Raw genomic sequence first — 10586 nt, forward strand, 5'->3', positions numbered from 1 at the left:
TTTTTCTATTCAACAAGATTTCTATCAATATCTCCTGTTAAATAAAATTCATTGAATGCTTTTCTGACTTTCGTAAAATCTTCGGTTATGATTCGATTATCCCATAAATCACCTTGTAAATCTACCATACCCCGCGATCGATTACTGTCCCAAAAAGTTCTTACTTCATCTTCATCTTCATCTTCATCATCTTCATTTCCAGCTAATGGAAGCCTTTTTGAAAACATGACTAGGTATTTTCCTTTATCTGCGTAAAGCGTCAATTCGTAAGGCGTTGTACCTTTCACATCATTCTGTATCAGATAAAGTACGCCGTCACTTGAAGCAAATAAATCCAGAGCATTATTTATATCTTCTAGTGTTGGGTTACGATTTACAATTCCATCACCATTTTTATATAGATCACCAACTATTTTTCCATTAAATTTAAATTCTGTTTTCATTTTGGAATCTCCGTTCTTTCCATTTTACTCATACCAGGTTTCCATTTATAAAATATATCTGCTTCTGTAGTCTCAGCTTTGATATTTAATGAATTCAATTTTGATGCTTTAGTCATTGAAACAATATCATGTCTGCAATAAGTACACACATCCTCTCCCTTAACTCTCATATATGCATTAGCTCCTTCGGTTACACCCTTATCAGCAGCCTGCTGTAGTGCTCCTATTTCTGCATGTGCATTCTTCATATCACCATTTGATTTTGGATTTTTGGATTTTGCTACTTTCTTAGCTATTTCTTGTGTATCAACATTTTATTAAATAAACTCGTTTTTTTAATTTACCTTTTTACTAAAATCAAATAATCTCTTGTATTAAATTAATAGTAATTTTGAAAAATTTGCCAGCAGCTTTTTTACAAATTAGTTTATAAATTTTTTAATTAATCTAGATTTAATCCTAACTACGACTCTAGAATAAACTTATAGTTTTAAAAAAGCCCCGAATAAAATTTCGGGGCTTTTTTACTATTCAACAAGATTTCTATCAATATCTCCTGTTAAATAAAATTCATTGAATGCTTTTCTGACTTTCGTAAAATCTTCGGTTATGGTTCGATTATCCCACAAATCACCGTATAAACTTACCAAACCCCGAGTTCGATTACTGTCCCAAAAAGTTCTTACTTCATCTTCATCTTCTCCGTCATCATCTGCAATTTGTGGACAAGTTTTTCCAAACATCACTATATATCTACCATTATCCGCGTAAAGAATCAATGTATAAGAAATTATTCCTTCTTCACAATTCTGTGCCAGATAAAGTACGCCCGCACTTGAAGCAAATAAATCTAGAGCATTATTTATATCTTCTAGTGTTGGGTTACCACTACAACCTACATCACCATAAAGAGTTCCATTAAATTTGAATTTTTTTTTCATTTTGAAATCTTCTTTCTATTCATTTACGCTCACCAGCTTTTTATTCACAAAATATATCATCTAAGGTTCAAAGTCATCTGGTTTGCAGAATCAAGTTTAAAATTACCAAACGAATCAGCAATACCTCTCCATATCAGCAGCCTCCTCAAGTTTACTGCCAGTTGGAGGATACTCATAAAATCGTTAATCAGGTAGTTAATTTCATTATTATATAAAGTCTGACTATTATTCAAACTAACCTGCCATAATGGGCTCGTGCTCCAATCGCTATCCGGTATTTTGTACTAAGTGGTTTTGCCATCTACGGTTTTGCTGATGCGCCGGCCAAACAGGTCGTATTGGTAGCTGGCTATTTATCCGCTGTCGTTGCTGACTTTTCTCAGTTTCTCGGGGGCGTTGTAGTCAAAGTTCTAACTTTAGATTAAAAATAATCCCGCAATATAATAAATTGCGGGATTATTATATTTAATTTTTAACTAAAATATACATATTTATAGCTTGTAAACCTTCCCTTTTTAACAATTTGAAATTGAAATTTAATTTTCAAGTAATGAATTAAACCGAAAATATTAGTATTTACAATTATTTCAACCTTGTGCATTAATAATTAATAGTCATAACTAGATTTAGGAAAATAATTTTAAATATCAAAAAGCATATTAGTAGTCTAGTTATACATCCTTCCAAACTGAGTTTATCTCCCGTTTTTATTTCATTATCGTTTAGATAAATTATTTTAGGTATTTATTAATAAATATTTGTTAATATTAAAAGAATATAAGCGGCAATCACTCAGCGTAATAGAATATTAAATACATTTTAGATAATTATAATTTTCATAATTATCATGTTATTTATTCTTCAACAAGAATATTTTTATATTTATCTTTAATATTTAATATAACTTCTAAACAAATAATTTTTCCATTAATTGAACCACTTTCTAGACAAATTTCATAACCATTTTTCTTTTTTATTTTAAAATACATATTATCTTTAAAAGGGTATTTTATCAAAATATTATCTAATTTTTTAATACAAATAGATGAAATATAGCACCCTTCTAAGCCTTCATCTTCATCAATATCATTATTAAAAATATGCAAAAGTTTAATATCTTTACATATAATATTACCCATTACTTCGCCTTGATGGTATACGCTTACTAGTTCTAATGATAAATCATTACCATGATTTAAAATTTTTGTAAATCCTAATCCTAAATCACAAATCTTTTTCATATTTATCTCCCAAATTTATTTTACAAAATGCCCAGTTGAATGCGATTGATCTCTTAATTTATTTCCTTACCAATCTTGCCTTTCATTTTATTAGACCATGCTGTTGCCAAATCTTTTGTTCTTATTATTTCACCAGCCTAGGGTTTTATCCAACCCTTTATAAAGTATTGTTTAAATTTCGTAAGCAAGATTTTATCTTATATTTATTATGTTTAATTTAGTTTTATTTGCTAAAATTTCAATTTGTTTTTTCATAATAAATTTGTTTTTTTTAACAAAAAATTGATGTGTTAAATCATATCCAGTGGTTGTAAAACAACCCAATAATGGATAAATAAATGTATACAAGCTTTTTTCTTTAAGAACATTATCCAATAAATACATATAATTATTAAAAGATTTAATTTTTATCGCCTTATTATCAATCACAGCAATAACATTTCCTTTTGAAACTTTAAACAAATATATATATATAGATATAAATTTATTTTCAATTTTATTAAATAACATTTTTTTCCTTACATTCTTTTTGGCATCAAAATAAGAAACTAGATCAGCATTAATGTATTCATTTTCTGTTAAAAAATGATCAAATATAGTAATACAAAAAATATAATAATTTTTTTTTAATAAATTTAAATTACTTAAATCTGAGTTAATCAATTTGTATTTTAAATTTCTCATTCTTTTATATTTTTCCTTCTTTTTTTACTGTACCTATTTTATCACCTTTTTTGATAGATAGCTTACAGTACCTCTTTGTATTATTATTTCTGCTCAGTGATTAGTAATTTTCAAGACGGTTTTTAGGATCTTAATAATGATCAGCCTTAAGTCTTTTATTAAATCTTCTTAAATCAATTTGATCACTCTTTTTAATTTCTTTGTATAATTTTTATAAATATCCTGATATTCAAGATCCGGTGAATTAGGTGAACTTCTTATCGTATTTTGACTATTTGCATTGTTTATTCTAACAGTTTTTGTTTCTCAGTCCTTTTTATCCAGACTTTTATTATCACTTAGCTAAGATAATGTGGGTGTTGAATAAAATAGTGCCTAAACACCTATTTTATATAATTTCCGCAAAAAGTATTAATGGCACAAAGCCTTATTCTTGTTACAGCAACTCTTGTAGCTAATACAGCTACTGAAATTAATACTTGAGCAAGCTTCCCAAATGGGTCACTGTATACCAACGTAATCTCCCTATCTATCCATACGTATTTATCTCTCCTGCTAACCCTATCAGGTTACTCTGAATATATCTTCCTGTTTTCGGGTTGTAATCCCTGAACTAAATAGTCAGCTTGGTTGTACTGGGTAGTGTGAGCTACCCGCGTTCATCGGTGTATTTGACAATGTTGTAGACATTGACTCATTCATATATGGGAAGTTGCCATTAACGCTTCCCTCTGAACGTGCCCGTTGCTGACAAATACGGTAACGGATTTTTTGGCCAGCCGGTTCAGTGACGAAGGAGGAATCTAACTTTATAACCCATTGTTCATATTAGTAGATTTGTTATCTATTCGGTATTTTTTGGCAATATTCTATCAGAATTTTATTATTCAGATAATCAGGATCAGGCGAATATGGTGCAAATTCCATAATTGAGTTAGTTATTTGAACATCTTAATCTTTTCATTTATCTCTATAGTGACGTATATAATCATAGACCATCAATAATTTAGGCGTCGTTTCAAAAGTAACTATATTTTCAATACCCCTAGTAAGCCCCTGTCTGACAACTATTCTCAAAATTATAATAACCCATTACTTAATTAAAAGTCTCAATCTCTAATCTATTTTTAATTCAAAAATATTTATATAGATTAACACTTTTTATAAAAATCAATCATTTCACTTAGTAATAAAGATAAATCTGCTCCATCTTTTCTAAAATAATCTTCTTTTAATTGGCCTCCTGATAAAACCACTGTATAAAAATTTTTTTTTCTCCTTTCTCCATCGAATTTGATTACTATTGTGCATCCTTCTTTTGCAATTGATTCAACTTGATCTAAATAGTTGCTAATATTAATTCTATGTGCCATTTTTTTAAGCTCCAGAGATTTCTTCAATACTTTCCTAACCTACAAGTAGCAGCATTATTAACTACATTTCAAATTTGAGATTCACTAATATTAACATCAATACCCTTTAAAAGTTGTTTTACTATAGTATGATCTTTCCCTTAATTTGCATTATAAAATAAATTCCCATCATCAATATCTCTAATATCCACTTCACTCTTACCATAAAATTATGTCCTATAAAACATATTTACTAAACACGTATTAACTTCTTCTGCAATAATATTTGAAGCACCATGAATTTTATTTATTAATCTATTTTATCTTCACTAATATCAATAAAAGGATCTAAGCATTTGTCATTATGAAAATTTTAGGTAATGGTACTACTCCCATAAAAGCAATATTATTAGGATTATTTATATTAATAATATTAGTATTGCACGATTTTGTATTATTTTTATCACCTTCTTTGTTTTCGGTTATTGTAGGTAAGACATCTGTGCCTTTAATTCTTTTACGTATATCTTGATATAATCCAGATCATGAATTATTCACTAATTTAATATATTCTGGTGAAATTACGCATGCACTTATAATAGTGGTTTCCACTATTACTGGATTTAATGCTTGAGCTAAATTCTCCAGTTCATTGTATTCATTTTGGCTGGTGCGATTAGCGGCATTGGCTCGGATATTTTACTGACCCCACTACCTTTAGCGGCTGTGCTGGTTAACAGAATACTGTTGCCCACCTGCAGGCTGATTCTGCTATTGCTGTCATAACCCTACAAACTAACCTTTCTGGATGGGGCGATGATATTTTGTCAGATATCAGATATTGAATATGCTTTAGACCATCATTAAGACGTTTATCTTTTGATTCATTTTCAGTTTTTGGCAGAGTAGGTTCCAATATTTGCAGCAACTTTTCAACATAGCCTTAACCAATTGCCTTATTGAAAAAATTGAGGCAATTAGTTTATTAATTTGTGATATATATAATATTTTTAATATCCATTGAAATCTATTTCAGCACTAATACTTGCTATAAATTTCAATACATCAGGTTTCAATCGTATTACTGGATATTCATTATTTTCTAAATGAATAACTACATCAAAAAGCATATCAATATTTAGCTCAGACCTGATTCGATTCAGAATATCTTCCTTACCTTTTATTAAATTAATTTTTTTTAATTGAATATTAATATCGTCCGATTCTTCATGGCCTGTTTCAATGCACCATTTTGTTTCTACTGCTGGCCGACTTTTTCTTGGAGGAATGTATTCCTTTAATTGTTATATAATCAGAAAGAATATTTAAAAGTTCCGCTATATAATTCGGATCAAAATGTTCGCCATAAATGTCAAAAGCAACGCCAACGGTTGTCGTTTTCATATTTAAACACCTTTATAAATAATAACCTGTATGTATACCGTTTCCTTTAACTCCTTTTTTCTGAAAATCCACATTTGCCCAGTTTTCTATCAACATATATATCATAATGTCTAATCTCTGCTCTGTCCCTAAAAATTCCTATTTTATTCATTACCATCATAACCATATTATTTCAAATAATTGTTACCAATTTTTAAATTTTGCATTATCCAGATAAATAGGAACTGGCGAATTTGGTATACTTTCTATATTTACATCACTTATTTCAACATTTCTATCCATACCTTTTTTACCAGCTACTACTTTTTTAATGTCACTAAACAAAGGGGCTGTTGAAAATCTTGTGAGTGTACAAATCATTATCCACCTTATTGTTTCTCTTATTAGTATGCTGCAAGTAAGACTCAATGAACATAATTGTATACTCGCTAACTCCACCACTTTCCACTCTACTAACTACTGCTATAAACTCCCTAGTCAAGTCACTTTGTATGTACAGTCATGGCTTCATGTAGTAATCTCTGAAACATTTATATTACATTTAAGTTTTAACCTCGTAATTCTGTTCTGGAAAAATCAGATTCATAGTTATTTGGTTTTCTACATCTATTTTAATGTTCACGAATGCGTTACAGTTATGTTTAATCAAATTTTCATAAGCTTTATATCATTTTCTAAAGTATAAAATATGCACGTTTGTTTTTTCATAGCACTTTGATATATATTTAGTATTAATTTTCTCTTTTTTTATAGTCTAGTTTATATCAGCAAATGCTTTGATATAGTCATCAAGTGTTGCTATTGCCTCCAAATCAATTGATTTATTTAATGCTTTTTCTCGTTCTAAAGCAATATCCGTCAATCTTTCCAATTTAGGGTGATCTACAATAACATTTAATATCCCCATTTCGGCCAAACAATCTTCTGGTCTCAAATAACCCGCAGGAATATTAAAATTTGTAGCAACTTCATTCCATAACTCTAAAATAATACTTTCTGACAGATTGCTGTGTTGGTAAAAGGCTAAAATTTCTTTATCATTTAGATATTTTCTTTTAGACATACTTTTTTTTAAATATCTTTTTCGATAAACAAAATCTACAAATATAGACACAAAATAACATATAATAAAAGAAGCAATTAATAAAGTTTGCATTTTAAATAATTACTATTCTGTATATGATCATTTATCAAAACTATCCGAAATACTACAACCTATTTCTACACCAAATAAATACCACCCATGTGCTAGCCAATATGGTGAAACATTTCTACCCAATTTTCGTAGCTTATTTCAACCCAAGTTTTAGATCCACCTAAATTATACAAAAAAATACTTGAAATAGATGTTGTTATTGTCGCATTATTTGTCCCTACTCTTAAGACTACGCTTTTTTTCCAACCATTCCAACTAAATTTATAAATAAGCTTATTGTGTATAAATCTATTTTATTCAAATAATTTTTACTTTATGGATCTAAAATACGGATACAATAAGCCTTACATTCAATAAATTTTTGCTGGTAACCTATTTTGTTACATAAACTTAATCCAAAATTATCGTGGAATTTATACAGATTTCCGTTTGAATATATAAATGTAACAATACTACCAGCTAACCCCCTATCAAATCATTTTAAATATATCCTCCCGTTTTCGCGCCGTAATCTTTGAAGTAGTTATAAGATAGAACAATTTCTTTGTCGTGATACAGTCCCAGAAACCTCAGGTTCATGGTTATTTGGTTATTTGCATCCTGTTCGCTGTTGCCAAATGCATCACTGTTAATTTTTCAGCTCTGTTCTCCTGCACTGTTTACTGCTAGTTGTGTGGTGCCTAGACAGTCTGTTATTAGGAAGTGATAGCTGGCATTTTTTGGGTTTGGCTTTCGTTTGGACTAGCCTGCCACAATGTGCTCGTACAAAAACACTATCTGGCGCCTAATAATATGCCAATTGCATAAATAATATTTGATTTAGTTCGGCTATTAGTCCTTCGCTGCTGTAGATGTAGTAGGTAGTTTTGCCGCATACAGTTTTGCTAATGAGAAAGCCATATGGATCACTAGCAGGTCATTGCAAGTATAAATTAAATCATTGGTCTATTCTTTGCCTTCTCACATTTTAAGCAGATGATTCTGTAAAATGAACTGCCATTTCCAAAATCATCTAGTGCTGCCAGCCCAATTATCAATGGCATTATTCTGTAAAATATGGCCGCTGCTCTGATATTTCTATTCTAGTTTTACCAGGGCAAGCAGTCTCATTGGTCAAACTAATCAAATTTTGTTTATAAATAAATGATTTCTTGACAAAAATCTTTATCGATTACAAACACCTCTATTCTGAAACCTTTAGGATAATCTTTAAAACCCGAGACATTCTCACGTTTCTTTTTTTCCTCAAGTGCTCTTTCTAAAGAGGAAAAAGTGCCAATTTCGAATTGTGTTAAACCTTTTTGTTTTGTCTCTTTAGCGTGAATTAGTGTATAAACTTTGTTTTCTATCATATTTATTACCATTTAAAAGTTTTATTATTAGATTATTTATATTGTGACAAAACCTCCACGCCACCAATCTGCATCTAAAGAAATTTCATAAATCTCTAGTCTTCTTAAATTACTCAGATAATAAAATTTCGAAAAATTTTTTTTTCTCTTCAAAGCTATTTCATAAGTACTATAAACCCCTAATATTTGGCTTATCTCAGCATCAAAATCTCCTGAATCAGGAGACTCAAGGGCTATTTGTTTATCACCATGATAAGAATAAGTTTCATAACATAATTGAAATACTGACATCATTAAGATAATCCTAATTAAATTTTTACCGTCTATTTTAATTATACTTTAAATGTAAATTAATTAACTATTTCAAATTATAGCTTATTTATAACCTCTTATGAGTTGGTTCTGCTGATTATATTGCTATTCGCTTGCTTGCTGGGCGCAGACGATTTGGTTGCCTATGGCATCATAAAAGATAGACTCTGCTTTTTGTGCAGAGCTTTTTTATTTTGATTGTACTTGGATTAAGCGATCCAATTGGACATATTAGCAACTAGTGCTGCCTATTTGTGTTTGGATTTGCTGACAATGTTTACTTTATCGTAGCTGTAGTAGCGTTCCAGTGTGGTTTGTCCTTTGCTGACCAGTTCAATTTTTTACTGGTCGTTGTAAACCGTCATTGTGGTCTAGGTTGCAAGTGCCATCCAAAAAAATTAGATTATATTAATTAAACAGGGAAATAATTAAATATGTATTTAAAACAAGTAATAAAAAGAGGTTTATAATTGCAAAAACCATCTAAAATTTGTAACTGAAAATCTTGTAGAAAAAATATCTTAAATGTATATCTAATAAAAGAGGTTTATCATATAAAAATAAATTTTTATTTCAGTAATTAAAATTAATGCCTAACTTAGACAACTAATAATATCAATTAAATATTTAGTTACAAATAGATCCTTCATCACTGCATTTTTAATGCAGTGATGAATCTACAAATATTTATATTGATTTGAATTAATCTATATCACTTAAATCTGGATATTGTTGGTAAATAAAATCTAAAACTCTTATTTGAAGTTCCCCAATCACTATACCAATACCTCTTTTCAAAATCTTATATTCTTCATCAGAAAGTTGACCTTCCATTTCTGCCGATAACTTTGTTAAAGAAGAAATAAAATCTATAGAAATGTTATTAATATTTTTAGCATAATTTTTTTTCATTATAAGATTTCCATTTATTCACTATAACATTTTCTATATCCTGAACTTTGTTAATCACGTGTGGGAGAGTATAGCAAATACTGACATTTTTCATAACATTTATCACTCCTTGAGCGACTAGCCAATTTAGTAAACATATTTATACCAGAGTTTGTGTCGTCTATGAAATATTTATTATTTGTACAATTTAATAGATTTTCCAATTCCTTAAATAAATTTTCTAAATTCATAGATGATTGATTTAAAATATACTTAGAATTAATCTTATTATTGAACTTACAATATACATTTTTTTAACTATGGTTTATCCGCAACATATAGTTCTTTTTATAGATATAATTATTGAGCATCCTAATTCATTTATAGAATAATTTCTTTAGATTTATTCAGAACGCAATCCCAATAAGATAATCCAAATACATCAATATATAGAAGTGGATTCCCACCTTCATAACCATACGAGTTTATTTCCCCAATCAACCCTATAAAGTCACTGTAGATATACATCCCCGTCTTCGCGTCGTAATCCCTGAAGTAGTTATACGTTAGTCCAGTCTCTTCGTCGTAATACTGACCCAAAAACCTTAAATTTATGGTTATCTGATTTGGTGCATTTAGTACGCTGTTCCCAAATGCATCACTGTTAATCTTCCAGCTCTGTTTTCCTGCACTGTTTATTGCTAGTTGTGGGTTGCCCAGATGGTCTGTTATTAGGTAGTGATAGCTGGCATTTTTTAGGGTTTGGCCTTCGTTTAGATTCGCCTGCCATAAGGGGCTGGTGCCCCAATC

14 protein-coding genes are annotated in these 10586 nt (G+C 29.6%); all 14 read right to left on the reverse strand.

Features of this window, described 5'->3' with window-relative positions:
- Positions 1 to 5 precede the first annotated feature (5 nt).
- On the reverse strand, positions 6 to 443 hold the full coding sequence (locus ACQP6D_RS03550) for a DUF6911 family protein (RefSeq protein ID WP_427857443.1): 438 nt from the start codon (positions 441 to 443) through the stop codon (positions 6 to 8).
- A complete protein-coding gene (locus tag ACQP6D_RS03555) occupies positions 440 to 739 on the reverse strand; it encodes a cytidine deaminase-like fold-containing protein (RefSeq protein ID WP_427857474.1) in 300 nt (99 codons plus the stop codon). Before ACQP6D_RS03555 ends, ACQP6D_RS03550 begins: the two co-directional genes overlap by 4 nt.
- A gap of 231 nt (positions 740 to 970) precedes the next feature.
- Entirely contained in the window at positions 971 to 1384 is a 414-nt protein-coding gene (locus tag ACQP6D_RS03560; RefSeq protein WP_427857444.1) for a DUF6911 family protein, read from the reverse strand.
- Between the two features lie 854 nt (positions 1385 to 2238).
- Positions 2239 to 2625, reverse strand: a complete 387-nt coding sequence (locus ACQP6D_RS03565; RefSeq protein ID WP_427857445.1) for a hypothetical protein — start codon at positions 2623 to 2625, stop codon at positions 2239 to 2241.
- 192 nt (positions 2626 to 2817) lie between these two features.
- Positions 2818 to 3309 (reverse strand): hypothetical protein, encoded by a 492-nt coding sequence (locus ACQP6D_RS03570; protein WP_427857446.1) that lies wholly within the window; start codon positions 3307 to 3309, stop codon positions 2818 to 2820.
- 1151 nt (positions 3310 to 4460) lie between these two features.
- On the reverse strand, positions 4461 to 4709 hold the full coding sequence (locus ACQP6D_RS03575) for a hypothetical protein (RefSeq protein ID WP_427857447.1): 249 nt from the start codon (positions 4707 to 4709) through the stop codon (positions 4461 to 4463).
- 962 nt (positions 4710 to 5671) lie between these two features.
- The gene (locus tag ACQP6D_RS03580; RefSeq protein ID WP_427857475.1) at positions 5672 to 5950 is read right to left on the reverse strand and encodes a DUF4279 domain-containing protein; all 279 of its coding nucleotides are present in this window, start codon (positions 5948 to 5950) and stop codon (positions 5672 to 5674) included.
- A complete protein-coding gene (locus tag ACQP6D_RS03585; RefSeq protein ID WP_427857448.1) occupies positions 5901 to 6065 on the reverse strand; it encodes a hypothetical protein in 165 nt (54 codons plus the stop codon). The genes ACQP6D_RS03580 and ACQP6D_RS03585 overlap by 50 nt, the downstream gene beginning before the upstream one ends.
- 183 nt (positions 6066 to 6248) lie before the next feature.
- A complete protein-coding gene (locus ACQP6D_RS03590; protein ID WP_427857449.1) occupies positions 6249 to 6425 on the reverse strand; it encodes a hypothetical protein in 177 nt (58 codons plus the stop codon).
- Between the two features lie 394 nt (positions 6426 to 6819).
- Complete coding sequence (locus ACQP6D_RS03595; protein ID WP_427857450.1) at positions 6820 to 7221, reverse strand: hypothetical protein; 402 nt, start codon at positions 7219 to 7221, stop codon at positions 6820 to 6822.
- Between the two features lie 1133 nt (positions 7222 to 8354).
- Positions 8355 to 8573: a hypothetical protein gene (locus tag ACQP6D_RS03600; protein ID WP_427857451.1), complete on the reverse strand. Its 219-nt coding sequence runs from the start codon at positions 8571 to 8573 to the stop codon at positions 8355 to 8357.
- 36 nt (positions 8574 to 8609) lie between these two features.
- Complete coding sequence (locus tag ACQP6D_RS03605; protein WP_427857452.1) at positions 8610 to 8867, reverse strand: hypothetical protein; 258 nt, start codon at positions 8865 to 8867, stop codon at positions 8610 to 8612.
- A gap of 720 nt (positions 8868 to 9587) precedes the next feature.
- A complete protein-coding gene (locus ACQP6D_RS03610; RefSeq protein WP_427857453.1) occupies positions 9588 to 9797 on the reverse strand; it encodes a hypothetical protein in 210 nt (69 codons plus the stop codon).
- Positions 9798 to 10157: 360 nt separating this feature from the next.
- On the reverse strand, positions 10158 to 10586 hold a 429-nt coding region (locus tag ACQP6D_RS03615), incomplete at its 5' end, for an RHS repeat domain-containing protein (protein ID WP_427857454.1).

Origin of the sequence: Snodgrassella sp. CS2 (genome assembly GCF_050310315.1) — a bacterium.
Lineage (GTDB): Bacteria > Pseudomonadota > Gammaproteobacteria > Burkholderiales > Neisseriaceae > Snodgrassella > Snodgrassella alvi_E.